The organism is Xenorhabdus bovienii SS-2004 (assembly GCF_000027225.1).
Classification (GTDB): Bacteria; Pseudomonadota; Gammaproteobacteria; order Enterobacterales; family Enterobacteriaceae; genus Xenorhabdus; species Xenorhabdus bovienii_C.
On the sequence record NC_013892.1, the window covers coordinates 1,824,513 to 1,849,835 of the forward strand.

Below are 25,323 nucleotides of genomic sequence, written 5' to 3' on the forward strand. Positions count from 1 at the left end.
TCTGAGCGGAAGCAATACTGGTCGATCTTCGCTCCTAGGGTTGGCTTGAAGTACTCGCACACTTTCATTAAGGATGCTGTCGCTTTGGTATCACGAGGAATAACGGTGTAGCACTCTCGCTCCATGCGCTTCAATACATCAGCCCACGTCCGCTTGTTGTCGAGCTTCATCTTATTGACGTAACCGTGAACCAGTTCTTTAAACGATCCCTGCGAACGATGAAGCTGCATGATGTGCTGCTCGGCCAGGCGTTGTTGCTCAAGCTCTTGTTGCGGTTCTTTTCCTTCAATAAGCCAGGCACCATACTTTTTCGCCAGCTCATTGGCCATCACCAGTTTCATCTCAGGCCAGATGCCCAACTGGATGAACTTCTCTTTCTTCCCTTTCTCAACGTAATAACGGAAATAAAAAACCTTACTGCCTGAAGGCTGAACCTTAACACCAAGCCTGCCGGTGCCACGCTGAGCGCTGTTGCTCCACACGTAGTACGCAGTACTTTTTGTCTTCAATCCACGTATAGCAGTCTCGGTAAGATTAGCGGCCATAAATCTACCTTTATAAGGATGAGCATTACCTGACCCGATGCCAATTTCGGGTCAGGTAACGGGTCAGGTAAGGATGATACAATGAGGATATCAGGCAACCAAAAAGAAACAAAATTAACATCATAACTGATTGATTATAGACAATTAAAAATACAAACAAAGCCAAATCCGAACATTTCAAAACATGCCGATTTTATGACTCATAATCGCTTGGTCGCTGGTTCAAGTCCAGCAGGGGCCACCAGAATTATCAAGGGGTTGCATCAAAATGCGACCCCTTAGTTTTTTCTAGGATACCCATAGGATACCTTCTGGCAGTAGCGTGAGGTATAACCGATTAACACCGCTACGGTAATGAAGTGTTCTCATATTTCCCTCCATGACATTTATCACATCCCATGAACATTAAGACGCCCAGATAAATAACAGCAGATTAGTGATTATTCCAGCGGCTTCTCGCGCACTTTACGCTCAATTGGTTGACCATACGAATCAAAGTAGCGGCTAGTACTACAGTCGTAAGTGCTCTGTAATCATCAGGTTATCCCGGCTCTGATAATGACATTGTTGTGCGGAGTATTGATGTCGCCGCCGCCAGTCTGACCAATGTAAAACCTGTTCGACGGTCTCTCCGGCCTTTTTCATCAATTTTGACAATAGCCTACGCAGTTCCGCCACACTGAGGGCTACCAGCCCCGTCGGCGTTTTTTTTCTCAAAACTGCCAGCACTGCATGGGCCAGGAGCGATAAGGTGATGTGCCGATACCAACTGTGCCATTGCCGCACTTCGTAATGATCCAGACCGCATTCTCCCTTTGTTTCCTCAAAACCCCATTCAATTTCCCAGCGGCAACCTGCCACCTGAGCCAGGGTTTTCAGAGCCGCCTGGTCTCTGCGCGCATACACGATATAGTAAGCCCGTTCCTGTTTTTCATCCCGGCTGCGACGAACCAGCAGATAATGGCCATATTCCCGTTCTTTCTCACTGAGTTGTAAACGCCAGAGCGGTACCCGAACCCAGTCATACTGACGTTCGCCTTTCGCTCCCCACCCCGCCGAATGGGTTTCCCATCGCTGAGGTGTCAGATTGTAGACAATCTGACACCTCTGACAAAAGTTGGCCCTTGCCACCACAACGGTTCATTTTTGGGGATCGCCAGCACAAACGGTTGATATCGGGATTCCAGCCAGCAGCGCAGGCGGCGATCCTGACCATAAACGGCATCTGCCGTCACCCAGCGACAAGGCATCCCGGCCTCGAATGCGCGTTCCCGCATCTGCCGGGCGAGTTGGGGTTTAGTGGCAAAGGGGACGGCGTCAGGAATGCCGGCAGCTTCACAGCGGGGCCGATCATCGTCCATTGTCTGGGCAGGTATAACGCCCGGTCAATAAAGGCATGACCGCCCTGACCGGCATAACAGAGAAAGACGCCTATTTGACTGTTTTCGACGCGACCGGCGGTGCCACTGTATTGACGTTGCACACCGGCAGAATGCGTGCCTTTTTTGATAAAGCCGGTTTCATCCACAATGAGCACCCCGTGTTCATCCCCCAAATGCTCTGTGACATAGTCGCGCAAAATATCGCGGGCGATATCAACATCCCAGTGGGCGCGCTCCAGCAGATGCTGAACCCCATCAGGCGTACGTTCGCCTATCCATTCCGCCAGTTGCCAGCCATTTTTACGCTCAACGTCACTGAGCAGTCCCCGGAGATAAGCGAGGCTGCGTTGTTGTGGGCCGGGATGGTGAAACAACGGAGCCAGACGAGTATGGAGTGAGAGCAGTTCCTGTTCCCAGGCGTGAGTCGGTAAGTGCATTGAACACCTCCCCGTATTTCAGGAAAAAATGTCAGGCGTTATCATGCCACAATGGGGCGTACGGCTGTAGTACTAAGTTGATTACGCAAACCTAGAATCTAATTCATGTAGGTATCTTTATTTTAACCTACACCATCCCATCAACATAATATAACCATTGGTAATATCTATTATCTCCCCATTGCCCGTATTTGCTGTTACTCCTGAAACAGTATGGTGATGGGAACCTATATATACAGAATGAGTGTGATTGCCTTGAGTATCTGTATATGCAACTTTAAAATTTTTGGTCACGTATTCATCCCGTTGTTTCTCACGTATAATGAGGGTAAATACGTGAGGGATAGTGATGGCATTAGTTGAAGTGAAGTGTCGGTTTTGTGGCCAAACCACGCCTGTTAAAAAACACGGTAAAGGAGAAGGTGGGCATCAACGATATTATTGCCAGTCCTGTCGTAGAACCTTCCAGCTCGAATACACTTACCGGGCTTGCCATTCGGGTATGAAAGAGCAAATCGTCGAGCTTGCCATGAATAACGCCGGTATTCGTGATACGGCACGGGCACTTCATGTCAGCATTAACGCTGTTGTACGCACTTTAAAAAACTCGCGCCGCGATGTGTAACCACGCTGCCGCTGGATACCCCTGAGCTTCAGCTTATCTGTGAAGTCGATGAAATGGGGTCATTCATCAGTAACAAAAAACGGCAACGCTGGCTGTGGTACGCGTGGGAGCCTCGCTTGAAACGTATTGTCGCTCACGCTTTTGGCGCTCGTAGCAAACAGACACTCAGGACGTTGCTGGAAAAGTTATCCGCTTTTGATGTGGCATTCTGGTGCACCGATAATTTCGGGGCATATGACATATTGGCTGATGAGAAACATATCACCGGTAAACTTTATACTCAACGTATTGAACGAGAAAATCTGAACCTGCGTAACAGGCTAAAGCGACTCAATCGCAAGACGCTGGGTTATTCTAAGTCAGTTGAAATGCATGACAAGATCATTGGCACATTCATCGAACGTAAGTTCTATTATTGATGGCCAATCAACAGGTTGAATACACGACCCACAAAAGCGGCAAAAGTAATAGAAATGGTCCATTTTGGGAACCATTCGAACATCACAACTCTCTGGCCTAAACTTATAGACCAAATCATGTAAGCTATCCAGATGCCAAAAGGGACAAGAATAAAGTAAACAGGTAATGATTTTTTCTTGTTACCCTGACTATATGATTTGAATTGATAGTCCATAAAGACCTTTTATAGGCTGAGAAACTTCTTTTTTAGAAGATTTCATTATTTTTTAATATTTTTCATGTCACATTGCCAGAAAAAGTACAGGAACTGGCGACTCGGCTGACTGATAATTTCCAGACCCTAAAACCTGCATCTTCAAGTTAATTGCGTATATATCATCATTCATATATAACTACATAGATTTTCACGGGATAACGGGATAAATAGATATTTTTGTATTTATTTCAAATGGTTATCCTACCCCATTTTATCCCACTTATCCCGTAGCACAGAAATACTATTTTTAACTCTCTAATATTCAATTAATTATATACCCGTCGTCATTGAAGATGCTTGATTTTTCATTTGTATCAGATCATGATTGCGCCCATGAAAATTAATCTAACAGATGCCCAAAAAGAAGCCCTCGAATTGATGCATGATACGACTCGCGATGGACGAGTACGTGACCGCATCAAGGCCGTGCTTTTGGCCTCAGAAGGCTGGACTGCCCAGATGATTGCTCAGGCTTTGCGGATCTATGAAAGTACGGTGAGCCGCCATCTGAAAGATTACTTCTCTGAGGAAAAACTCGCCCCTGAAAATGGGGGCTCTGAAAGCCGTTTGTCTGCCGAACAAACAACAGAATTAGTTGAGTATCTGATGGCAAATTTGATGCACACTACCGCACAAATTGTGGCCTATGTTCGGGCACGATGGCAGGTGACTTTCACTGTCGCAGGAATGACGAAATGGCTTCACCGTCAAGGTTTCAGCTACAAGAAGCCAATGGGTGCTCCGCATAAATTTGATGCGGATAAACAGCAACAGTTTATTGAAACCTACAACGCGCTGAAAGAAGAATGTGGCCAGAATGCGCCTATTTTATTTATTGATGCGGTTCACCCGACCCTGTCCACAAAATTAAGTTATGGCTGGATGAAGAGCGGGCGGAAGCACGTCAAAGTGGTTGAAACCACAGGCAGTCGTACTCGACTCAACATCATGGGTGCCCTTAATTTACAACGGATTGAAGAGACTATTGTTCGTGAATATCCGACGATTAACGCGAAAAATGTCGTCCTTTTTTTCGGCTCAATCCGGGAAACCTACCCACTTTCGCAAAAAATCCACATTATTCTGGATGGTGCGGGTTATCACCGTTCCGGAGTCGTCCAATTTTTTGCCGAGGTTTTGAATATTGAGTTGCACTACCTGCCGCCTTACAGCCCTAATCTCAACCCGATTGAGCGATTATGGAAGTATGTGAATGAGCAGGTACGAAACAATGTCTATTTTCCGGATACCAAAACATTCCGTGAAACGCTGTGCCACTTTTTTCATGTCACATTGCCAGAAAAAGCGAAAGAACTCACCACTCGGTTGACTGATAACTTCCAGATTTTAAAACCCGCCTCTTCAAGTTAATTGCGTATAGCCTACCAAAAAAATCTTTTTCGGGATAACTAAATTATCAGAATACAACATTATCTATCTTCACATCACATTACGGGATGCAATGGGATAATACGGGATAATTCAAAAAAAACATAACTTACTGATTATAAATGTTTTTTATCACGTCAACCCGTTATCCCAATGTTTTTCATCTTACATGAGCCTCAATCTTCATCCTTGAAAATCAGAACCACAAACCGCCCCTGAGTGCCATTCACTGAAATGGTTTTACTGATAAAGCGGTTTTTCTCCATTTTAATCAACATAACGGCATTGAGTTTACCCTGCCTGCTATTGGTGAAAACTTGCCGGATGGGGCTATGGGTAATTCCAATATGAAGGTGGCTGTTAAGGGACATGTGGATAAATTAAACAGTAAAGATATTTTTGTCACCGAACAGATTGGCATGTATTTAAAAGATACCTATGATTTTGTTGGCGCTAATGAACCTTTAGGCATTTGGAGTAAAAATGGTATATTAGATAAAATTAGTTCCGTTGATTATGCCGCTCTTTATGCGACTGGAAGTTGGCTGGCCTTATGGATTAAATATAATGGGTATATTCCTGTAAATAATGATAGTTTTAGAAAATGGCAGAAAAAACATAATGAAGGTAGTGATTTTATTGTTTTTTCTGATATTTTATGGATGAACCCGTTACCACAATATAAAACTATTCACCTATGAAAAATAAATATAAATTCTTTTTTAGAAAACCATGGCTGGTTTTGTTTTTTATCATTATTTTTATAATATGGATGTTATTTCCATCAACATTGTTCTTCGGTAATTGGAATAAATATTTTGAGGATAGGGGTGAAGATGGTCAATATACCGCAGTGGTATATAAGAAATTGCCAATATCTCCATATGCAATGTGGAAGTATGTCATTTTGGGAGACAAATATTTTATTGTTTTATATGATAATAAAAACAGAGATATCTGGAAGAGTTCTCCTTTTACGTCAATATCATATGGGGCATTTTCTGCCTCATTTAGCCTTCCAACCGCTAATAAAGATGCTTTTATCTATCCAACAAATGATGGATATGAAGTCATCTATGTAAATAAATTAAAATAATTTTTGTAAATATTTTGTCTTCATGTTTCTCTCTATTTAGCCTCTAAGTTTCAGAGTCTTTTTTATTATTGTGTGATTGAACACCATAGCAAACCTTCTTTCTTATTATTTTTCATGTTGTTAAATATATTCCATCAAAAATAAATCGATATAAAAACACGGTCGTGACATCAATTTATTGAATCATGTATAGTCTGTCTATTTGGAAAACATTCAAATGGCAAAGATTGATGTAACTTGCCCCTCTTGTTCCGCAGTGAAAGGGATCCATCGCAATGGGTGCTCGCGTTCTGGTCACCAACGTTATCTTTGCCAATCCTGCCGTCACTCCTGGCAACTGGAGTTCACTTATGCCGCTTGTCGTCTTGGTACCCATAAGCAAATCGTCGATATGGCTATGAATGGAACGGGATGTCGGGCGACAGCACGAGTGATGGGGATTGGCCTGAATACCGTACTTCGGCATTTAAAAAACTCAAACCCAAATCGGTAACAGAAGCGATTAAACCTGGCACTGAAGTGATTGTCTGCTGCGAAATGGATGAACAATGGTCTTACGTAAAGTCAAAGAAGCCGCCTCGTTGGCTCTTTTATGCCTACGACAGAATAAGACGAAAAGTGATCGCCCATGTTTTTGGTCCAAGAACAAAAAAGACATTAATGCGCCTATTCATATACAGGCTCTTAAGCATTAAGCCTTTCAAAACACGCATCCAATGTTTTGTATTTACATGATTTTCTTTGTGGTGTTTTGAACGCATTCTGACATAAATACGCTTGGGCTTTTTCCAGCCAAAAACCGGTTTCCGACCACGCCCGTTGGAGTAGGTTTTCGATTATGGGCCACAGCCAGACTTCCGTATTTTGGGCTGCTTTGAGCAATGAAACGGCGGGGAATAATCTGCTGGCCAGCGAACGTCTGAGCAACAGAGCCAGCAAACTCAGCCAAATGAGGCCCGTGACTAACGTTTCTTTTCTCGTGGCAAATCGATGCCAGTTTGTGTGTGATTTTAACTCTTTGAACAGCAGTTCTACTTGCCAGCGGCAACGATAAATATCCATGATGTCATTAGCCGTAAACTCTTCCACGGACAAGTTGCTCAACCAGAGACAAAAGCGTTTTTCTTCGGCAAACCAGCGACGAATTAAGCGAAATTCATAGCCATTACGCCGACAAATCAGATCCAGCACTTCGGAACGGTTGGTTCGGCGAGTGATGGATTTCAGCGGCTTATTGAGCAGCTTGGGCAATAATTTCCCCTGACCATTGCGGGTCACCACTATCTGAGGATTAAGGGACTTGCTTCCCCTGACAATAAACGAACCACCGGAAAGTGACACTTGCTCAAAATACGCAAAGTCGACATAACCGGCATCGGCCAATAATAATTGGTCACGTAACATCGCCGGTACAGGCAGGTAAGCCCGCTCAGGGGCGGTATCTGCGGTCACGGTCATTTTTACCGGTGACTGAGTCAGCAAGGACATTGTCATGTGACATTCCACCGCGGCCCCCGTTGTCCTGAAGCGATAGGGAAAAACATCGGCCAGGGCAGAATGGACTTTGAACGAACTCCCATCCTGGAGAATAACCTGTTTAAATTTCATGAGTTTTTGGGGTGAGGAGACCTGTTTCTCTACCCATTGCGCCATGGCAAATCTGACCAATATTTTGACAAATTCGACAAAAGCCGCTTTACGGAGCTGGTTATAAAAGGGGCGGTAACTGACTGGTTGCTTTTTATCCGGGCACAGGCCATTAAATTTTTGGTGTAACTGGGCAATAGACGTGATTTTACCCGTGCTCAGTGCAGCGATAAGGCTGAGGATCAACACGTGGGGCTCGATATTTCTGATGCGTTTCATAAACGCACATTGGAAGGCAATATGTTGCAAAGAAATGTCACTGAAGAATTGCATTAACTGGTGTTTTATAGCGATAATCGTCACAGGCTTCATCCGTGGTTTTGATATGAGTTTGGCGACGATTATCAGATCATAAATGAAGCCTTTTTTCTACCTAAAATAACGCGTTATTGCTTAAGATCCTGTATATGTGCGCCTATTAGCTTTACTGGCACCTTTCAACATTATTATTTATATGACAGATGGCTGGAAAAGTTACGAAAAAGCACTCGCAGGGAAACGCCATGTGGCCAGCAAGCGTTATACCCAACGCATAGAGAGGCATAACCTGAATCTTCGTCAACATTTGGCAAGACTGACTCGCAAAACATTGTCTTTTTCAAAATCCATAGAAATAATGGGATGGACGCCCCATTCAAGCGGCATCAGTGTGCCAAAATGGAAGTGTATTAACACAGTTATTTAATAACGGGAGCGTCCACCATGAAGATGACAACGGTTGGTATCGATCTGGCAAAAATGTCTTTCAGATCCACGGCGTTGATGCACAAGGGAAAACGGTGCTCAAAAAACAGCTACCACGCGCGAAAATGCTGACGTTTTTCGTCAACCTTCCCCCCTGCCTTATTGGTATGGAAGCCTGTGGTGGGGCGCATTATTGGGCACGCAAGCTGCGAAGTTTTGGTCACGACACGCATCTTTGACTTACGGCATTCAACCAAGATTGATACGGTTGGTAAGGTCGCAACGGCTATCGGACATCAATTAACGGTGTCCATTGAATAAAAATCACCATCAATCAACAGGCTGCGTTAATATGTAGCCTTGTTGATGTTTTCTGCCTGAAGTATTAGAGTAACTCTGTTAGTTTATCAGCTGCAATTTTGCCCACGTTCTTTTTCAGTTTTCCGCTTTTGTCCTTTTCCCCTTGCTTATGCCAGTCATTATCAGCCGCAAGGATAATTTTCGATTCAGGCCACTGAGTTCTGACCAATTCGGCAACATTCAGTAAATTGCTTTCATCAATGGCAGACAGTACCGTGCCATCATGATGTAACTGGCTGACAGTCAACGCGGTCGCGTAGCCTTCGGTAATGATGATGGTGTCCGGCGTTCCGATAATTTCAGATGCCAGAATAAAGCTTCCTTTCTTCTGTGTACCCGAGACAAGGCGCTTTTCACCATTCGGTTTGATGGTCTGAGCGCCCGTGATAGTGCCGTCCAGTGTCTGAGTTACCAGCAATAGAGAATTCTGTAATAGCCGCTGATTGGGGCATTGCAGCCCCTTTCTCGCCAAATACGGAGATTCTCCCCTTATCGATTTTGCCACCAGCTCCGCGATCCGTTCTGCAATGGGTTTCACTGTTCGGGGCTGCTCTTTAACTGGTTTGGGTTCAGGGAATGGAATTGCCAATACATCAGCAACCTGCTTAGCGGCGGTCAGAATAGTGATACCTTTAGCTCTTGCCACTAAATCCAGACCATCCCCGTGATTGGGCTGATCGCACTGGCGACAATGCCAGTCGCCATGATGGTTATCATCTATAAAGTGAAAACGGTCAGTGCCTCCGCATATCGGGCAAGCGCCATGCTTCCCCTTTGCCGGAACATCAACGCCACAGGCGGTTAACAAGCTTTATGACGCATTTGAACTTGACCAGATACAGGACGGCCAGACTATGAAGATAGCTACGAAAGGCGACCTAGTAATTATGATGTATCGGCAACAATCAGAGAGCAAATAACACATTGCCACCACAGAGTAAATGATACTGAGGTGGCAGGACAGGGCAATCGCATCTAAAATTCATTGACAATGGTTTAATTTCATGTCGTTATGCAGCTTTTAAATCCATCCTTATGTCCTCTGTCAGCCCTTTGTTACAGCATTTTGCCTCACTTGAAGATCCCCGAGTTCAACGAACTCAGTTGCATAGTTTGGAAAATATCCTGACTATCGCCATCTGCGCTGTGATTTGTGGCGCTGAAGGTTGGGTCGAAATTGAAGAGTTTGGCGAATCTAAACAGGATTTCTTTACCCAACTGCTTGCTCTCACTAATGGCATCCCCTCTCACGATACCTTTGGTCGTGTCTTTGCTGCACTTGATGCGCAGGCTTTTGCCGACTGTTTCACCTCCTGGATATCTACGCTGGCACAAGGAGTTGATCAGGATATCATCGCTATTGATGGCAAAACCATGCGCCGGTCACTCGATAAAGCCAACGGCAAGGCGGCAATCCATCTGGTCAGCGCCTTTGCCTGTACCAATCGCTTAGTTCTGGGACAAGTGAAAGTGGAGAGTAAATCCAATGAAATCACCGCTATTCCTAAGTTACTTCGACGATTGGTTTTGTCTGGAAGTCTGGTGACTATCGATGCCATGGGATGCCAGAAAGCGATTGCTCATCAATTACATGAAGCGGGCGCGGATTACGTACTGAGCCTGAAAGAAAATCATCCCGGCCTGTATAATGATGTCAGCCATTATTTCGATTATGTCTCATCCCAACCGGAGCGCCTGAGCGAATATGAAGACGTGGATGCCGGACATGGCCGCATTGAGCGACGCACAGTACAAATGACCCATGTTGATTGGTTGCCGGAAAAGGCGTGCTGGTGTGGTTTACACAGCATAATACGGGTGATCCGCGAACGCTATGTAGGAAATGAAGTGAGCCGGGAGAGCTGTTATTTTATCAGCACTTTACGTCCGACAGAGGCTCAACGGGCAGCGACAGCGATCCGCAGTCACTGGCAAATAGAAACGCAACTCCATTGGTGTCTGGATATTGCTTTTAATGAAGATCAGCAGCGAATGCGGGAAGGCAATGCAGCCGCCAATATGGCATTACTCAATAAAATCGCGTTGAATTTACTGCGCTTAGCTCCCACCAAAGCGGGAATTAAAGCACGCCGTAAACGGGCTGGTTGGGATGGTGAATATCTACTTACAGTACTGGGCAAAGCGCATCAAATTTAGATGCGATTGCCTTGGGTGGCAGGAGCCATCCTGTCTCCTGTTTGATTGTTATTATAAACAGTATTGAGTCGTGTTATCCGAATTTAACAAAAGACAAGTAGCTGTACACTCTGCATATAATAGGGGTGACAGAGCCAAAGGTAAGCAGAAAGAAGCATAAGTCTGCATTGAAGCTAAAAGAGTCGTGCCTGCTACTAGGCAAAGAAGAAGATATTTTTTCATAATCATTCTCCACATCTTTTACAACGTTATTATCACAAAGACGAGTAAATCTAATAAACCCATCTCCACCCAACAACAAGCGAATAATACTGAACAATTAGTTACTCTCTGAAACTAAAGCCAATATTTCTTTACCCATTCCCTTGAGTGGTTAAAGGAATCCCCCATGCCATCAGTTAACACGGGTGGCATTTTTGTATCTGCATTTCACCGCGCACCGCAGCGCAATTCTAACGTCGAGCCTTTATTTAGGAATGAACCTTTGAGGAATCAGCTAAAACTGATGCTACTCTACATACAGCGGCTAACACATCAAACGGGGCGACTGGCTGAATGGGTAAAAAATCAGCTTCAAAAAAACACTCTTGTGTGGTTGCTTGTGCACTCGCGAACAAGTTCGCTCGGATTGCTTGGGCAATAACGACCCAACGAACTGAGTTTAATCCATCCTGATAACGTCGAACTAAGTGACTACGTAATCATAGATAAAAGAAGTTACTTATCTGGTTTTGCGAAGACTGGTAATTGATGACTGAACGGCCTGACGGCCTGGTGATAAACCTAACAAAAAAAATGGCTCATAGAAGCCGGGCGGTTAATGAGATGGTCCCCACCACCCTGTGAGCGGTATGCTGGCAGGGTGTTTCTTTCAGGAGAAGACCATCATGCAAAACGTTACGCTTATTGGTATTGATCTCGGCAAACATTCTTTCCACGTTCACTGTCAGGACAAATCAGGAAAGGCCCTGCTGCGTAAAAAATTTACCCGCGCCAGACTGATGGAGTTTTTAGCGGGATCGCCATCAGCGACTGTTGTAATGGAAGCCTGCGCCGGTGCTCACTTTATGGCTCGCCGGATCGCTGCTTTTGGTCACGAAGCGAAGCTGATTTCTCCACAATTTGTTCGTCCTTTTGTAAAGAGCAACAAGAACGATTTTGTGGATGCTGAAGCCATATGCGAAGCTGCATCTCGTCCCTCCATGCGATTTGTGCAACCACGAACAGAGGCGCAACAAGCTATGCGCGCCCTGCATCGGGTCAGAGAATCACTGGTCAGAGACAGGGTTAAAACCACTAATCAGATGCACGCTTTTTTACTGGAATTTGGCATCAGTATGCCGATCGGAACCGCCGTGATAAAAAGACTTTCAACCGTCTTGGCAGAGAACGAACTTCCTCCCTATCTGGCACAGTTGCTGATGCGCTTACATGCCCATTATCTTTATCTTGTCGAACAGCTCACCGAGCTTGAGACGGCACTGGAGCAGGAGCTGAGACGTGATGAAACAGGACAGCGTCTTCAGACAATACCGGGCGTGGGTCCGATAACTGCCAGCGTCTTATCATCGCAGCTGGGCGATGGTAAGCAGTATGGCTGTAGCCGGGATTTTGCTGCTTCAACCGGTCTGGTACCACGCCAGTACAGCACGGGTGGCAAAAATACGCTTTTAGGGATAAGTAAACGCGGAGACAAAAATCTGCGACGGTTACTTGTCCAGTGCGCCAGAGTCTTTATCCAGAGAATCGATTATCAGTCAGGAAGGCTGGCTGAATGGGTAAAGGCTCAGCTTGAGCGAAAACACTCAAATGTTGTGGCCTGTGCGCTGGCCAACAAATTAGCCCGGATAGCCTGGGCAATCACAACACGGCAAACTGTGTTCGAAAGGTAACGACGACGCCAGTCTGACTGGCAGGTTAATCGTTAATTAAAGCAGTTCCCAATCTGGTTTTGCGAAGACTGATTATTGATGACATGAACGGCTTATCGACCTGATGGAATCCTGACATAAAAAATGGCTCTCTGAAGCCGTGCGGTTAATGAGATGGTCCCCACCACCCTGTGAGCGGTATGCTGGCAGGGTGTTTCTTTCAGGAGAAGACCATCATGCAAAACGTTACGCTTATTGGTATTGATCTCGGCAAACATTCTTTCCACGTTCACTGTCAGGACAAATCAGGAAAGGCCCTGCTGCGTAAAAAATTTACCCGCGCCAGACTGATGGAGTTTTTAGCGGGATCGCCATCAGCGACTGTTGTAATGGAAGCCTGCGCCGGTGCTCACTTTATGGCTCGCCGGATCGCTGCTTTTGGTCACGAAGCGAAGCTGATTTCTCCACAATTTGTTCGTCCTTTTGTAAAGAGCAACAAGAACGATTTTGTGGATGCTGAAGCCATATGCGAAGCTGCATCTCGTCCCTCCATGCGATTTGTGCAACCACGAACAGAGGCGCAACAAGCTATGCGCGCCCTGCATCGGGTCAGAGAATCACTGGTCAGAGACAGGGTTAAAACCACTAATCAGATGCACGCTTTTTTACTGGAATTTGGCATCAGTATGCCGATCGGAACCGCCGTGATAAAAAGACTTTCAACCGTCTTGGCAGAGAACGAACTTCCTCCCTATCTGGCACAGTTGCTGATGCGCTTACATGCCCATTATCTTTATCTTGTCGAACAGCTCACCGAGCTTGAGACGGCACTGGAGCAGGAGCTGAGACGTGATGAAACAGGACAGCGTCTTCAGACAATACCGGGCGTGGGTCCGATAACTGCCAGCGTCTTATCATCGCAGCTGGGCGATGGTAAGCAGTATGGCTGTAGCCGGGATTTTGCTGCTTCAACCGGTCTGGTACCACGCCAGTACAGCACGGGTGGCAAAAATACGCTTTTAGGGATAAGTAAACGCGGAGACAAAAATCTGCGACGGTTACTTGTCCAGTGCGCCAGAGTCTTTATCCAGAGAATCGATTATCAGTCAGGAAGGCTGGCTGAATGGGTAAAGGCTCAGCTTGAGCGAAAACACTCAAATGTTGTGGCCTGTGCGCTGGCCAACAAATTAGCCCGGATAGCCTGGGCAATCACAACACGGCAAACTGTGTTCGAAAGGTAACGACGACGCCAGTCTGACTGGCAGGTTAATCGTTAATTAAAGCAGTTCCCAATCTGGTTTTGCGAAGACTGATTATTGATGACATGAACGGCTTATCGACCTGATGGAATCCTGACATAAAAAATGGCTCTCTGAAGCCGTGCGGTTTTTTAGGCTTATCAGGTGCGGAACTCATCGAGGCGCGGGCATCCCTGCCCATAGTGACGCCGGATAGATTTAAGCAAGCCAACATCAATCAAAAATCAGTGTTGCAAAAAAGGTGGGGACCATAGATTTTTAGGCTTATCAGGTGCGGAACTCATCGAGGCGCGGGCATCCCTGCCCATAGTGACGCCGGATAGATTTAAGCAAGCCAACATCAATCAAAAATCAGTGTTGCAAAAAAGGTGGGGACCATAGATTTTTAGGCTTATCAGGTGCGGAACTCATCGAGGCGCGGGCATCCCTGCCCATAGTGACGCCGGATAGATTTAAGCAAGCCAACATCAATCAAAAATCAGTGTTGCAAAAAAGGTGGGGACCATAGATTTTCATAGCGGGTTGCAATACGCCGATTTCCTTTCAGAAAACCGAAACAGCGTTCGACCACATTCCGGTCACGATAAGCCTGCTTATCAAATTGCGTGCGACCATCAGTACTACCTTTTTCATTGATTTTATAAGGAATAATGCTCTTTATCCTCAATTTTCGCAGATAACCACGGAGTTTTCCGCCCGAATAGCCTTTATCTGCCAGTACCGCTTTACCGCGCCGTTTCATGAAACCATTTTTGCGTTGGACGCCAATGCCATCGAGCAACGGAATGGCGGATTGACTTTCATGAGCTTGCCCAGCGGTCACTATCAGGTTGAGGGGAAATCCCTTTCGGTCGGTTGCCAGGTGGATTTTGGTGCCATAACCACCGCGTGAGCGACCCAGCGCATGATCGTCAGCGATATCGGGATGTTTTTTTTCGCGCCTGCGGCATCTTTACTCGCGCGAATATTGCTGCCATCCAGGCAAATTTCAGCCCAGTCAATCAACCCTTTTTCATCCAGAATGGACAGTAAACGATTAAATATCTTGTTGATAATGCCTGATTTTGACCAACGATTAAATCGGTTATAGACCGTTTTCCAAGGCCCATAGCGTTCCGGTAAGTCGCGCCACGGTGCCCCTGAACATAGCACCCAGAACATCCCATTCATCACACGGCGGTGTTCAACATAGGGACGTCCTGCCCGTTCTGAATGAACCAGGGGCAAACAAGATTCTATCAATATCCATGCTTCATCAGGAATGTCGTAGCGTGCCATCATCTTTTCCTATATTGAAAACCGTTTAGATGATAATACTACCGATTTACATTAAGGGACACGGCCTAGGTCATTTTGTGTAGGGACACCGGAAAAGTGCGAAAGGATTCGTATAGAGCATATAGGAATGGCTAAAATTTGAATATAAAAAATAAAGCCATCTCAGCATAATGAAGATGGCTTGGGTATATCTAACTCCCGACTTGATTAATTGCGGCTTTCTTGCAATTAAGATTTCGTTTCCGCTTGGTGAAAGTTGTTCATTAAACGGCGAATCGGGATGATTAAAGCAAGCAGAATAGCAGAACAGATAATCAACGATAGTGAGACGTTGGAAAACAATTCTGGCAGGCTATCAAGTTTATTTGCACGCACGTTACCACCAATCAGGCCAGCAGCCAGATTTCCCAGTGCGCTGGCACAGAATCATAATCCCATTACCTGTCCACGCATGCGGGAAGGTGGCAGTACAGTCATGGTTGCCAGCCCGATTGGACTGAGGCAAAGTTCACCCAGCGCCAGCAAAAGAATACAAAATGCAGGTTGGAAATGGCTGCCATTCGATGAAATGACAGCCGGATAACGTTAGTCAGTGAATGTTTTTATTGTCATCGTACAGGGATGGCATACCTTCGGGACGTGTTTTAAAACGACGGTGTAGCCACATGTACTGGTCTGGTGCCTGCATAATCTCTCGTTCAACCACCTTGTTCATAAATGCTGCCGCTTCAACTTCATCGTTTTTTGGAAAACCTTCCACCGCTGGCTGGATCATTAGCTCATAACCTTTTCCATCCGGCAATCTACGGGGAGTAAAAGGGAGCAGAGCTGGGTCGGACAAACGGACAAGAATCGAAGTACCCATCGTTGTTGCTGCGTGTTCAACTGCGAATAATGGAGCGAATACGCTTTTACGTGGGCCATAATCATGGTCCGGCGCATACCAAACCATTTCGCCGTTTTTCAGACAACGGATCATGCCTTTCACATCTTTTCTGTCCAGCATATATTTATTGGAACGCAGTCGTCCCCAAGTTTGCAGCCAATCCATGACGGGGTTGTCATTTGGGCGATAAACACCGATCCCCGGATTTAACAGACCCAAGATACGTGCACCCAATTCCAGTGTCAGAAAATGGATCCCGATAACAATGAATCCCTGATTACTGGATAGCACTTTTTGGAGATTTTCTTCTCCTGTGATTTTGAACCAACGCTTGATTCTCCAGTCAGGCCAAAACCATGCCATGCCAGTTTCAACCAACCCCATACCAACAGACTCAAAATTTTTGACTAGTAATTCATTTCGTTTCTCTGGTGACATATCAGGGAAACAGAGAGCTAAATTGCGTTCAGCGATTTTGGCTCGTTTTTTCAAAAAGCGTTGTGAAAGCCGGCCAAGCCGGGTTCCTATCCAATAAATCACCGGATAAGGGAGTAAAACCAGTAAATAAAGTATCCCGATACCTAGCCAAGTCAGCCAATAACGGGGGTGTAAAAATGAACGTTCAAAAGATGGTGCTTGTATCATGTGTTTTCAGTGTATTAAGGAGAACATTTAACTAAAAGCCGAACTCGCCAGGCTCCAGGAAGTAATATTGGTGTATTGTGACATTTTTTAGTGGAATATCGAAATATTGATACATTAAATGCTTAATTGTCGATAAATCAAACACCATATCCACTATCGGGTAATGCTGCGCCAGGCCATGATTATGATATTCCTGCGCATTATATTCAAATGCTGTTTTACATCTGTTGGACATGAGTTGGGCGTGAAATGAGGAGCAAGCACGAATTATTATCACAGAATAGCAAGGTTAAAAATCACTATTCTCTAAAGGCCATTTTCGTTATGATATCCAGCTATCAATGGGATAGCCATTGAAGTTTTGATTCTTTTATTACAGAAATGTTACCGAAATTCAGGAAAGTACACCATGCCAGTGTTACATAACCGTATTTCTAATAAAGAGCTGAAAGAGCGCATGTTGGCTGAAATTGAGCCGCGCACGACTATCTCTTTTTATAAATATTTTACGATTTCCGAACTACAGGCTTTTCGCGATAGCCTGTATCAAAAATTTACCGAGTTGTCTGTTTTTGGACGGGTTTACATCGCTAAAGAAGGCATCAATGCGCAAATCAGCGTACCTTCTAAAAATGTCGATGCTTTAAAAGCGTTACTGGATGCGACTGATCCGGCTTTATGCCATCTGCGGCTGAATATTGCGCTGGAAGATGATGGCAAGTCATTTTGGGTATTGCGCATGAAATTGCGTGAGCGCATTGTTGCTGATGGTATTGAAGATGAAACCTTTAATCCATCAAACACAGGCGAATACTTAAAAGCGGAACAGGTTAACCAAATGCTGGATGATCCTGATACCTTATTCGTTGATATGCGTAACCACTATGAATATGAAGTGGGGCATTTTGAAAACGCTATTGAAATCCCTTCAGATACATTTCGTGAGCAATTGCCAATGGCAGTAGAAATGCTGAAGGATAATAAAGACAAAAATATCGTTATGTATTGTACTGGTGGAATTCGTTGTGAAAAAGCCAGTGCTTACATGCTGCATAACGGTTTTGACAAAGTCTACCACGTAGAAGGTGGCGTTATTGAGTATGCCCGTAAAGCGAAAGAACAGGGGTTACCTGTCCGTTTTATGGGTAAAAACTTTGTTTTTGATGAGCGTATGGGTGAGCGCATTTCTGAAGATATCATTGCGCATTGTCATCAGTGCGGTACAGCCTGTGATAGCCATATCAATTGTAAAAATGATGGTTGTCACCTGCTGTTCATTCAGTGTCTCTCCTGTGCAGAGCAGTTTGAAGGGTGTTGCAGTGATATTTGTCGGGAAGAGATGAAACTGCCTGAAGAAGAACAGCGTTTTCGTCGGGCGGGAAGAGAAAATGGGACAAAAATTTTTAATAAGTCTCGCTATCGTTTAAATGATGGCCTGAATATTACATCACTACAATCCATTAAGTAATAAATATTATTTAATGGATAGTTCGCGGTAATCAGAATGTTGGCGTAAATAGTATCTCATTATTTATGCCAGCATTGTTATTTTAGAAGATTTAACAGATATATTTAAAAATATTGTAAATAAAAAGTAACTCTATTTTGTTAGAAATACCGATTTTTTCTATAATATGTCTTTTGTGTGAATAGACCGTACTATTGCTAATTTTTAGCATTTTAGCAATTTTATGTGTATCGGTCTCTTGCATCCAATAATGGATGATTCGGTTTTCCTGAAGACTGAAAATAGAACTTTGTGTATTAAAATTGGCAAAATAACGTTGAATATCATGTGCTGTCATTTCTTGTATCCTAACCAATAATGTGCTCAGATTCTTTTTTGGTAAAATAAAATCCTTATTTGTCAATTGAATGCTCGTATCGCACAAGGGGTATGGTTTATCGATATAGGTATAAATACGGGCATCATTAACTAACGAAATAAACAATTTCAGTTGTTCACAATATTCCTTATGGTGGCCATAACTCGTCAAATTCACTAAGATGATATCTGGAGGAAATATAGGCAAAATATTTATGGCGTCATGAATTGATACAGCCCCGATTGAGAGGATATCTATATTTTCTTTCAGGGATTCAATAATCCCCAAACGCGTATAATGGCACTTATCAATGACTAACAGTTTCATTAACTGAACATCCTTGTTCTTCTATGGTTATTATTTAAATAAAAAATGGCTTAATAATTAAGAATTAGGCGGATGAGAATGACTATATGATACAGTATTATGAAAAATAATAAACTATGCGAATAATTCAGTTGACTAATATTTGTTCAAACGGTTAAATTGGACACTCAACATACTGAGTGTCCAAATGTTTTTCTAATGCTCAAGGTGATTATTAATGCTTAATATGATCAAGCTGACTGTATTCTGATGCTTCTATCTTTTCAATCCCAGCCTGCAGAATTAGGATGAGTTGTTTGGCTACTCCTGTTGTCAACCACAATGTTTTGTCAATATTGACATTGCCAGAGGCTTGATCTTGGGAGGATAAGTAATGAAGACGTATCATCATAGCGTCATAGGCATCAACAGTACTGATGTCCCAACCTACAACAGGATGAGTTTGAATAATTTCATTTTTTTGTTCCATATAACCTCCTAATCAGACGACAGCATTCTTATTGATATAATTGACTAAGAGCAGAAAATCTCATCAAGGATGAGCAATAGCAGTATAACCCTTTTTAGCAATCTAAGAAGGGGAAAGAGCGAGATTTTTTGTATTATCACTAATTGGGATTATTGTAAGTGATGCCAGCGACTTATTAGGTAAGCGTAAACGTGCGGAAATAAAAATATTTTCCGCACGGGTAGTAATGAAAAAATTAGTCACATACCTTTACTTCCCACTTGGCATCCTCTCCGGCCAGAAATGGGATTAATTTCTCATCACCGCATTCGATATACTCTGTCACTGGCGTAGGTTTACGTGTGAGTTCAACGAAGCCTTCATTAACGGGCAGACCATAAAACTTAGGGCCATTTAAAGAGCAGAATGCTTCAAAGTGAGCTATTGCATCGATTTCGTCAAAAACGGTGGCATAGGCTGCAAGAGCAGTAGGCGCATTGAAGACGCCCGCACAACCACAGGAAGATTCTTTGCGATGCTGTAAATGAGGGGCTGAGTCTGTTCCTAGAAAGAATCGATTACAGCCACTGGCTACCGCGGAACGCAATGCTTCCTGATGGATATTGCGCTTTAATACCGGTAAACAGTAGAGGTGAGGACGAATACCGCCAACCAACATGTGATTACGATTAAACATTAAGTGTTGCGGTGTCAGTGTTGCCGCTAATTTATCATTGCCTGCAAGAATGTATTCGGCGGCTTCCTTGGTTGTAATATGCTCAAAAACAACTTTCAATTCAGGAAACTGCTTACGCAATGGTTCCATCACCTGCTCTATAAACCGAGCTTCCCGATCAAAAATATCAATATGGGATGCAGTGACTTCACCATGAATCAGCAAAGGTACTCCCAATTTTTCCATGGTTTCCAATAAGGGATAGATCTTTTTGGTATCAGAAACACCGTGGCTGGAGTTGGTTGTTGCATTGGCCGGATAAAGTTTGCAGGCAGTAAAGACCCCTTCTTCATAACCAATTTCAATTTGTGAACTGTCTGTTGAGTCAGTCAAGTAACAGGTCATGAGGGGGTGGAAATGATGGCCTGACGGAATGGCAGCGATTATCCGATCCCTATAGGCTTTGGCACTGGCAACATCTGTTACTGGAGGGGCTAAGTTGGGCATGACAATAGCTCGGCCAAAGAAACGGCTGGTATGAGGAACAATGATTTTTAGCATATCATCATCGCGGAAATGGACATGCCAGTCGTCAGGGCGGCGGATTTTAATTGTGTATGATTCAGTGGTCATGAAACCGGCTCCAGAATATAAGAGGAAAAATGATGGATGCTGATTCAGCACTCCTTAAGCCGGAGGAGGATGATAAAACGAAAATAGCTAAATAGCTATTATTGAATGATAAAACTCTATGAATTTCGAAAAGTTAGTCTTTTAAATATTATATGCAGGGTATTCAGAGGAAATTTATCGTATCAAAAAACGGAAAAAATAGAAGTAATAACACGAGGGTGAATTGAATTTGGCTCCTCCAACTGGACTCGAACCAGTGACATACGGATTAACAGTCCGCCGTTCTACCAACTGAACTATGGAGGAATTCCTTCAAGACGGGATGCATGTTAACGGTAGCTTTCACTTTTGTCAAAGGAGAAAATAACAATAACTATTTGTTTGCAGATAATCTGTACTTCGTGATGTTTTTTTGGACTTTTTTGTGTTTGCTGGGGAGGTATCAGAAAAACTGCCAACATAAATAGAATAAGCAGAGGCACTAAAAGTAGGGGATGATAGCAAGAATCTTGCAATGTCCAGAAATACATAGTGAAAAACTAACTTTAAAAGGAAAAATGGCTGGAAGGGAAAATGTTAGAAAGCCCGACTAGCAGAGCTAAATCGGGCTTTCTTAAACTTGGCTCCTCCAACTGGACTCGAACCAGTGACATACGGATTAACAGTCCGCCGTTCTACCGACTGAACTATGGAGGAATCGCTTCATTCCTGAGAACGAAACGAATACTAACGATATTGTTTTCGTTTGTCAAAGCAGAAAATAGCAATAACTGTTTGTTTGCTGAGAATATAGACTTGTTGTGGTATTTTTAGTCTGAATTTGTATTTGGATGGAAAAAAATACATCTGGAGCAGATAAGTTTGCAGAAAATAGATAACAAAAAGCCCGGTTAGTGGAACTAAACCGGGCTTTCTCGAATTTGGCTCCTCCAACTGGACTCGAACCAGTGACATACGGATTAACAGTCCGCCGTTCTACCGACTGAACTATGGAGGAATTACTTTGTTCCTGAGAACGGAGCGAATATTAGGGGAATGATTCAGGCTTGTAAAGCGGAAAAATGGAAAATAAATTTAAGTGTCTAACTGATGTGCAAGGTGATGATATTTTGTTATTTTTTACAGCAAAATATGACCATATTGTAATTTTCCATACCTTACTCAATCTCTTATTACTTCTTTGTTACCACCTTGATAAAAATTCAGCAAATCGATGTAAAGAGTAAGGAACAAATTTACCAACGTGAGAAAAGAGCACTTTGATATCGATCTGACCGACAAAAAACTTGAATACAGTCGGTTAAAAGTACATCTGAGTAAGGAGGGTAGCTGATTGATAAAATCAAAAGCAAAAATCCCGATTAGCAGAACTAAATCGGGATTTCTTTAATTTGGCTCCTCCAACTGGACTCGAACCAGTGACATACGGATTAACAGTCCGCCGTTCTACCGACTGAACTATGGAGGAATTGCTTCGTTCCTGAGAACGAGGCGAATACTAGCGATGAACGCTGGGAGTGTCAACGCAAAAATTCTATTTCCCTATCGTTTGCTTATCCTGTGAACGTATTGTGTCATGATTGAACTGCCTTACTGAAATTAAGCACTTTTATTCACCATTTCGGAAGGATGAAAATAGGGTGATTGTTCTGAAAAGGCAACTATAAATACATCATAAAAACAAATTCCGTCTTTTTTCCTCATGATTCTTTTGATCTCATCTTTCATTTCACTGGGTACTTTAGGATGAGTAAGTATTTTATTGATGGCTTTATGGGATACTTTTTCGTTGACGAACCATTCTCCGTTATAACAGACACGTAAATCCAGTACATCAATGTCTTCAAAATGATACACCGGCTTTATATCGAAAAGTAAAACGGCTGCCATGGCGACAAAAAGCACTGTAAATAAAATCAGTGACCAAGTACCAAAATAGGGAGAATACCCCATGAGCATGACAAGGAAAGCATAAGCAATAACCATTGCCAAGCATAGGTATGGATGATGATGAATAAAGGTACTATTGAAATGTACTTTACCATCACGGTGTTCTTCGAGATTAATCCGCTTAAGATCCTGAATCAATATCTGTTTGATGATATTCATAATACTAACCCGATTATTGTAAAAACGCGTTATCGAATTGAAGGTTATGCCATTTTTAAGGCTAGCATGCTCGGAGGACATATCTGTATATCAATTGCCTTATTTTATTTATAAAATTGTTATTGTCTGGAAACAATATCGATATTTTTGCTAAGATAAAAGTTGAATAAATCAAATAAAATTATAATTGTACCTATTCATCATGTCATTTTGTTCTAATATTGAGCACATGCGACTTTTTTAAATCGATAATACATAAAAAGGTTGCTATTCCTGTGCGGTCATGAGTTAATGCGTTTGGCCTGATAAACAGACCTACTTTATGTACGACATCTTGAGTTAATGAGTTATGTGTAAGTGCTATCTCCGGTAGCCTTTGTTGACCGTTTCCTTCTTAGTGCCTCCATAAGTAATAGCTGATACTGGCCAACACATGCCCGAGGTGGCGAGTTTTTTTTGATATATAGGAAAGTCAAATGTCTGACAAAATGAAAGGTCAAGTGAAGTGGTTCAACGAGTCTAAAGGCTTTGGTTTCATCACTCCAGCTGATGGTAGCAAAGACGTATTCGTTCACTTCTCTGCCATTCAAGGTAACGGTTTCAAAACTCTGGCTGAAGGCCAGAACGTAGAATTCACCATTGAAAATGGTGCCAAAGGCCCAGCAGCAGCAAACGTAACTGCTATCTAATCAGCCTTTATGCCTTTATTTAAGCTCGCCACACTTAAATGTCGTGGCGGGCTTTTTGTTTTTTTATCTTAGTTACTTTTATGCCAATTTATTTGGATGAGAAAAATAACAGGATGAAGAATGCGTTTGTCACCTATCCCCCAGACTCAGATAAAAATGAGTCACACGCTATTTAAGACCTATGATTTTTTAATGAAAAAGGCGATATCTAGTCGAATTAAGTATTCGGCATTATATTCCATGTGCAAGATAAATAGGTTATCTCTTTAGGTTATCTATGTGGTGTTCAGCGGGTATTGGCGTGTTATGCAGACTGGGTCAATATTGGTCTGCGAGTATTGCCACAAGCATTATTCTGTGTGCGAACATTCTCTTGAGAGAGGCCCACAACGGATTAATGCCCAACCTTATTAACAAGCTTTAGGTTTAGAACAACGCTATAAGATCTATATTGTTTGTGATATTCATGATGAAATCCTAGTAAGGACACTGATCCTACAAGCAATTAGTGGGTTAGGTGTCAGATTGCTACAGAATTGCTCACTTAGAATAATTTCATATTACTAATTCCATTATTTTATATCTATCAGTGGATAAGAACGGGTGATATTCCACCTATCTCTTGAACTCAATAAGGTGTTATCTAAAGCCAGCCAACCTTACACATGAAAAAGCACCTTATGCGTTTCTTCAGCTAATCCATCACTTTCCATAATTCGTTTAATTATGTCCTGATGCTTTTGGCGATGATCATTTTTTTACTGATTACTTTTTGTTGCCACGTCATGAAAATGGAATAAATATAACCGATATTATTATTATATTGATGATAATTTCATTGAGTGGCTTATTCTTGTTCTGACAGGGAAGATACCTCAGTACCTCATTGAGCATGGCTAAATAAGTGGCACTATAGATTTGATTGATCAAGCGGTTGCCAGGTATGGGAACGAAAAATCTGGTATTTGTTTCCTCAGCAGCTCCAGAAAAATTGATGAGTTATCTTTTGATTTTGTTAGACCTAGCTTGCCAATTTCTGTTTAAGAACAGTAGAAAAAGTACTAATCGACGGGCAATGGGACGACTGAGTAAATTCCATCAGTATGCTCTCATATGAGGTTAAAGGAGAAAATAATTTTTCTCACTGAAGAAAATCGTAACAATGTGATGGATCTGGTTAACCTCTATAAAGAGTAAGGTTTCAGAGGGTTAATCTTAGTGACAGGGGAGTTAAGTCTTGATGAAGTGAAACATCTATTTTCTGTTGCTGATGAAAAGGAGATAGTACTGCAAGTTTTATTAACATTTTTAGATTTGCCAAAAGTGAGTGCGGCGATGGCAATTACTGCATTAAGGGAAAATGACGTTTCAGCTAAGGCGCTTAACGGAGATAGCCCTGTCATTACCGCAGAAATTTAGATCCTAGTAATATTTTTATTAGTTTTGATATTGAATTTGCGAGTGATGAAGACCTTTCAAAAGAAGTGGAATTAAGAACAGCATTTTGTAAGTTAACCCTACGGAAAAGTCACGCATTTTAAAATAATTGACACACAGTTAGTTTTTTCTGTAATGGAATAAATGATATGTCTACATTGCGGTATGCTGATATCGATATTTCTATTGACACGAGAACCGATACTGCAAAAGGGTCAGAGGATATCATTTTGTTTGATAA

Annotated in this window: 20 protein-coding genes, 4 tRNA genes and 10 pseudogenes; 17 read left to right on the top strand and 17 right to left on the bottom strand. The window is 43.0% G+C overall.

What is annotated here, in order from left to right; all coding sequences use genetic code 11:
- Positions 1 to 80 precede the first annotated feature (80 nt).
- From XBJ1_RS07990 to XBJ1_RS21770, 3 genes and pseudogenes are all read right to left on the bottom strand, one after another.
- Positions 81 to 545: pseudogene (locus XBJ1_RS07990) on the bottom strand (Arm DNA-binding domain-containing protein); the annotation flags it as partial.
- A 720-nt stretch (positions 546 to 1,265) separates the two neighbouring features.
- Positions 1,266 to 2,364: pseudogene (locus XBJ1_RS20710) on the bottom strand (IS701 family transposase); the annotation flags it as partial.
- Positions 2,365 to 2,481: 117 nt separating this feature from the next.
- Complete coding sequence (locus tag XBJ1_RS21770) at positions 2,482 to 2,658, bottom strand: hypothetical protein (RefSeq protein WP_158304285.1); 177 nt, start codon at positions 2,656 to 2,658, stop codon at positions 2,482 to 2,484.
- Positions 2,659 to 2,713: 55 nt separating this feature from the next.
- Between XBJ1_RS21770 and XBJ1_RS20715 the strand changes: the two genes are divergently transcribed.
- The 5 genes and pseudogenes from XBJ1_RS20715 to XBJ1_RS22435 form a co-directional block, all read left to right on the top strand.
- Positions 2,714 to 3,408, top strand: a protein-coding gene (locus XBJ1_RS20715; RefSeq protein ID WP_143827648.1) for an IS1 family transposase whose coding sequence is annotated in 2 segments (ribosomal slippage) — positions 2,714 to 2,963 and positions 2,963 to 3,408 — 696 coding nt in all. Because the reading frame shifts where the segments join, the coding sequence is not laid out codon by codon here.
- Between the two features lie 590 nt (positions 3,409 to 3,998).
- Positions 3,999 to 5,036, top strand: coding sequence for an IS630 family transposase (locus XBJ1_RS08020; protein ID WP_041573265.1), 1,038 nt, complete (start codon positions 3,999 to 4,001; stop codon positions 5,034 to 5,036).
- Positions 5,037 to 5,386: 350 nt separating this feature from the next.
- A complete protein-coding gene (locus XBJ1_RS08025; RefSeq protein WP_080515954.1) occupies positions 5,387 to 5,755 on the top strand; it encodes a DUF6402 family protein in 369 nt (122 codons plus the stop codon).
- Positions 5,752 to 6,150, top strand: coding sequence for a DUF6201 family protein (locus XBJ1_RS22430; protein WP_230578739.1), 399 nt, complete (start codon positions 5,752 to 5,754; stop codon positions 6,148 to 6,150). The genes XBJ1_RS08025 and XBJ1_RS22430 overlap by 4 nt, the downstream gene beginning before the upstream one ends.
- A 217-nt stretch (positions 6,151 to 6,367) precedes the next feature.
- Positions 6,368 to 6,819: pseudogene (locus tag XBJ1_RS22435) on the top strand (IS1 family transposase); the annotation flags it as partial.
- A 15-nt stretch (positions 6,820 to 6,834) separates the two neighbouring features.
- On the opposite strand, the gene XBJ1_RS08035 reads toward XBJ1_RS22435, so the two are convergent.
- Positions 6,835 to 8,100, bottom strand: coding sequence for an IS4 family transposase (locus XBJ1_RS08035; RefSeq protein WP_041573266.1), 1,266 nt, complete (start codon positions 8,098 to 8,100; stop codon positions 6,835 to 6,837).
- A 109-nt stretch (positions 8,101 to 8,209) separates the two neighbouring features.
- Between XBJ1_RS08035 and XBJ1_RS19720 the strand changes: the two are divergent.
- The 3 genes and pseudogenes from XBJ1_RS19720 to XBJ1_RS22440 all read left to right on the top strand — a co-directional run.
- A pseudogene (locus XBJ1_RS19720) lies at positions 8,210 to 8,482 on the top strand (IS1 family transposase); the annotation flags it as partial.
- A gap of 17 nt (positions 8,483 to 8,499) precedes the next feature.
- Positions 8,500 to 8,717 (top strand): annotated as a pseudogene (locus XBJ1_RS08040) (IS110 family transposase); the annotation flags it as partial.
- Positions 8,662 to 8,802 (top strand): hypothetical protein, encoded by a 141-nt coding sequence (locus XBJ1_RS22440; RefSeq protein WP_232503328.1) that lies wholly within the window; start codon positions 8,662 to 8,664, stop codon positions 8,800 to 8,802. The pseudogene XBJ1_RS08040 and the gene XBJ1_RS22440, both read left to right, overlap by 56 nt.
- 67 nt (positions 8,803 to 8,869) lie before the next feature.
- Here XBJ1_RS22440 and XBJ1_RS08045 read toward each other — a convergent pair.
- Positions 8,870 to 9,649, bottom strand: a pseudogene (locus XBJ1_RS08045) (primase-helicase zinc-binding domain-containing protein); the annotation flags it as partial.
- Between XBJ1_RS08045 and XBJ1_RS21360 the strand changes: the two are divergent.
- From XBJ1_RS21360 to XBJ1_RS08065, 5 genes and pseudogenes are all read left to right on the top strand, one after another.
- Positions 9,579 to 9,761 carry a DUF4752 family protein gene (locus XBJ1_RS21360; RefSeq protein ID WP_012988373.1) on the top strand — a complete coding sequence of 61 codons (183 nt, stop codon included), beginning with the start codon at positions 9,579 to 9,581 and terminating at the stop codon, positions 9,759 to 9,761. The pseudogene XBJ1_RS08045 and the gene XBJ1_RS21360 sit on opposite strands and share 71 nt — an antisense overlap.
- A gap of 115 nt (positions 9,762 to 9,876) precedes the next feature.
- On the top strand, positions 9,877 to 10,998 hold the full coding sequence (locus XBJ1_RS08050) for an ISAs1 family transposase (protein WP_012988374.1): 1,122 nt from the start codon (positions 9,877 to 9,879) through the stop codon (positions 10,996 to 10,998).
- A 514-nt stretch (positions 10,999 to 11,512) separates the two neighbouring features.
- Positions 11,513 to 11,673 (top strand): annotated as a pseudogene (locus XBJ1_RS22445) (IS110 family transposase); the annotation flags it as partial.
- Between the two features lie 212 nt (positions 11,674 to 11,885).
- The gene (locus tag XBJ1_RS08060; RefSeq protein ID WP_012987226.1) at positions 11,886 to 12,890 is read left to right on the top strand and encodes an IS110 family transposase; all 1,005 of its coding nucleotides are present in this window, start codon (positions 11,886 to 11,888) and stop codon (positions 12,888 to 12,890) included.
- Between the two features lie 215 nt (positions 12,891 to 13,105).
- Entirely contained in the window at positions 13,106 to 14,110 is a 1,005-nt protein-coding gene (locus XBJ1_RS08065; RefSeq protein ID WP_012987226.1) for an IS110 family transposase, read from the top strand.
- Positions 14,111 to 14,135: 25 nt separating this feature from the next.
- On the opposite strand, the gene XBJ1_RS21880 is transcribed toward XBJ1_RS08065, so the two are convergent.
- The 4 genes and pseudogenes from XBJ1_RS21880 to XBJ1_RS08085 all read right to left on the bottom strand — a co-directional run bounded on the left by XBJ1_RS21880 (position 14,136) and on the right by XBJ1_RS08085 (position 16,937).
- The gene (locus tag XBJ1_RS21880; protein ID WP_162467458.1) at positions 14,136 to 14,342 is read right to left on the bottom strand and encodes a hypothetical protein; all 207 of its coding nucleotides are present in this window, start codon (positions 14,340 to 14,342) and stop codon (positions 14,136 to 14,138) included.
- Between the two features lie 297 nt (positions 14,343 to 14,639).
- Positions 14,640 to 15,406: pseudogene (locus XBJ1_RS20725) on the bottom strand (IS5 family transposase); the annotation flags it as partial.
- A gap of 228 nt (positions 15,407 to 15,634) precedes the next feature.
- Positions 15,635 to 15,979 (bottom strand): annotated as a pseudogene (locus XBJ1_RS22450) (peptide MFS transporter); the annotation flags it as partial.
- 16 nt (positions 15,980 to 15,995) lie between these two features.
- Positions 15,996 to 16,937, bottom strand: a complete 942-nt coding sequence (locus XBJ1_RS08085; RefSeq protein ID WP_012988378.1) for a Kdo(2)-lipid IV(A) acyltransferase — start codon at positions 16,935 to 16,937, stop codon at positions 15,996 to 15,998.
- Positions 16,938 to 17,346: 409 nt separating this feature from the next.
- Between XBJ1_RS08085 and XBJ1_RS08090 the strand changes: the two genes are divergently transcribed.
- A complete protein-coding gene (locus tag XBJ1_RS08090) occupies positions 17,347 to 18,405 on the top strand; it encodes a rhodanese-related sulfurtransferase (protein WP_012988380.1) in 1,059 nt (352 codons plus the stop codon).
- A gap of 91 nt (positions 18,406 to 18,496) precedes the next feature.
- On the opposite strand, the gene XBJ1_RS08095 is transcribed toward XBJ1_RS08090, so the two are convergent.
- The 8 genes from XBJ1_RS08095 to XBJ1_RS08135 all read right to left on the bottom strand — a co-directional run bounded on the left by XBJ1_RS08095 (position 18,497) and on the right by XBJ1_RS08135 (position 22,956).
- Positions 18,497 to 19,090, bottom strand: a complete 594-nt coding sequence (locus XBJ1_RS08095) for a LuxR C-terminal-related transcriptional regulator (RefSeq protein ID WP_012988381.1) — start codon at positions 19,088 to 19,090, stop codon at positions 18,497 to 18,499.
- A 214-nt stretch (positions 19,091 to 19,304) separates the two neighbouring features.
- Entirely contained in the window at positions 19,305 to 19,559 is a 255-nt protein-coding gene (gene bssS / locus XBJ1_RS08100; RefSeq protein WP_012988382.1) for a biofilm formation regulator BssS, read from the bottom strand.
- A 235-nt stretch (positions 19,560 to 19,794) separates the two neighbouring features.
- On the bottom strand, positions 19,795 to 20,847 hold the full coding sequence (gene pyrC, locus XBJ1_RS08105; protein WP_012988383.1) for a dihydroorotase: 1,053 nt from the start codon (positions 20,845 to 20,847) through the stop codon (positions 19,795 to 19,797).
- Between the two features lie 230 nt (positions 20,848 to 21,077).
- Positions 21,078 to 21,153, bottom strand: a tRNA-Asn gene (locus XBJ1_RS08110).
- Positions 21,154 to 21,467: 314 nt separating this feature from the next.
- A tRNA-Asn gene (locus tag XBJ1_RS08115) sits at positions 21,468 to 21,543 on the bottom strand.
- Positions 21,544 to 21,768: 225 nt separating this feature from the next.
- Positions 21,769 to 21,844: transfer RNA gene (locus tag XBJ1_RS08125), tRNA-Asn, on the bottom strand.
- Between the two features lie 395 nt (positions 21,845 to 22,239).
- Positions 22,240 to 22,315, bottom strand: a tRNA-Asn gene (locus XBJ1_RS08130).
- A 131-nt stretch (positions 22,316 to 22,446) separates the two neighbouring features.
- Positions 22,447 to 22,956, bottom strand: coding sequence for a YlaC family protein (locus XBJ1_RS08135; RefSeq protein ID WP_012988387.1), 510 nt, complete (start codon positions 22,954 to 22,956; stop codon positions 22,447 to 22,449).
- Between the two features lie 476 nt (positions 22,957 to 23,432).
- Between XBJ1_RS08135 and cspE the strand changes: the two genes are divergently transcribed.
- The 3 genes and pseudogenes from cspE to XBJ1_RS19030 all read left to right on the top strand — a co-directional run bounded on the left by cspE (position 23,433) and on the right by XBJ1_RS19030 (position 25,064).
- Entirely contained in the window at positions 23,433 to 23,645 is a 213-nt protein-coding gene (gene cspE, locus XBJ1_RS08140) for a transcription antiterminator/RNA stability regulator CspE (protein ID WP_010847246.1), read from the top strand.
- Between the two features lie 274 nt (positions 23,646 to 23,919).
- Positions 23,920 to 24,053, top strand: a pseudogene (locus XBJ1_RS21885) (MgtC/SapB family protein); the annotation flags it as partial.
- An 810-nt stretch (positions 24,054 to 24,863) separates the two neighbouring features.
- On the top strand, positions 24,864 to 25,064 hold the full coding sequence (locus XBJ1_RS19030; protein ID WP_012988391.1) for a hypothetical protein: 201 nt from the start codon (positions 24,864 to 24,866) through the stop codon (positions 25,062 to 25,064).
- The last annotated feature ends 259 nt before the right edge of the window (positions 25,065 to 25,323 follow it).

Coding starts and splice junctions, on each gene's coding strand:
- XBJ1_RS08090 (WP_012988380.1), top strand. CDS start 17,347: ATGCCAGTGTTACATAACCGTATTTCTAATAAAGAGCTGAAAGAGCGC.
- XBJ1_RS08025 (WP_080515954.1), top strand. CDS start 5,387: ATGGGTAATTCCAATATGAAGGTGGCTGTTAAGGGACATGTGGATAAA.
- pyrC (WP_012988383.1), bottom strand. CDS start 20,847: ATGACCACTGAATCATACACAATTAAAATCCGCCGCCCTGACGACTGG.
- XBJ1_RS08020 (WP_041573265.1), top strand. CDS start 3,999: ATGAAAATTAATCTAACAGATGCCCAAAAAGAAGCCCTCGAATTGATG.
- XBJ1_RS08095 (WP_012988381.1), bottom strand. CDS start 19,090: ATGAAACTGTTAGTCATTGATAAGTGCCATTATACGCGTTTGGGGATT.
- XBJ1_RS08085 (WP_012988378.1), bottom strand. CDS start 16,937: ATGATACAAGCACCATCTTTTGAACGTTCATTTTTACACCCCCGTTAT.
- cspE (WP_010847246.1), top strand. CDS start 23,433: ATGTCTGACAAAATGAAAGGTCAAGTGAAGTGGTTCAACGAGTCTAAA.
- XBJ1_RS08135 (WP_012988387.1), bottom strand. CDS start 22,956: ATGAATATCATCAAACAGATATTGATTCAGGATCTTAAGCGGATTAAT.
- XBJ1_RS08060 (WP_012987226.1), top strand. CDS start 11,886: ATGCAAAACGTTACGCTTATTGGTATTGATCTCGGCAAACATTCTTTC.
- XBJ1_RS21880 (WP_162467458.1), bottom strand. CDS start 14,342: ATGTTGGCTTGCTTAAATCTATCCGGCGTCACTATGGGCAGGGATGCC.
- bssS (WP_012988382.1), bottom strand. CDS start 19,559: ATGGAACAAAAAAATGAAATTATTCAAACTCATCCTGTTGTAGGTTGG.
- XBJ1_RS08065 (WP_012987226.1), top strand. CDS start 13,106: ATGCAAAACGTTACGCTTATTGGTATTGATCTCGGCAAACATTCTTTC.
- XBJ1_RS22430 (WP_230578739.1), top strand. CDS start 5,752: ATGAAAAATAAATATAAATTCTTTTTTAGAAAACCATGGCTGGTTTTG.
- XBJ1_RS08050 (WP_012988374.1), top strand. CDS start 9,877: ATGTCCTCTGTCAGCCCTTTGTTACAGCATTTTGCCTCACTTGAAGAT.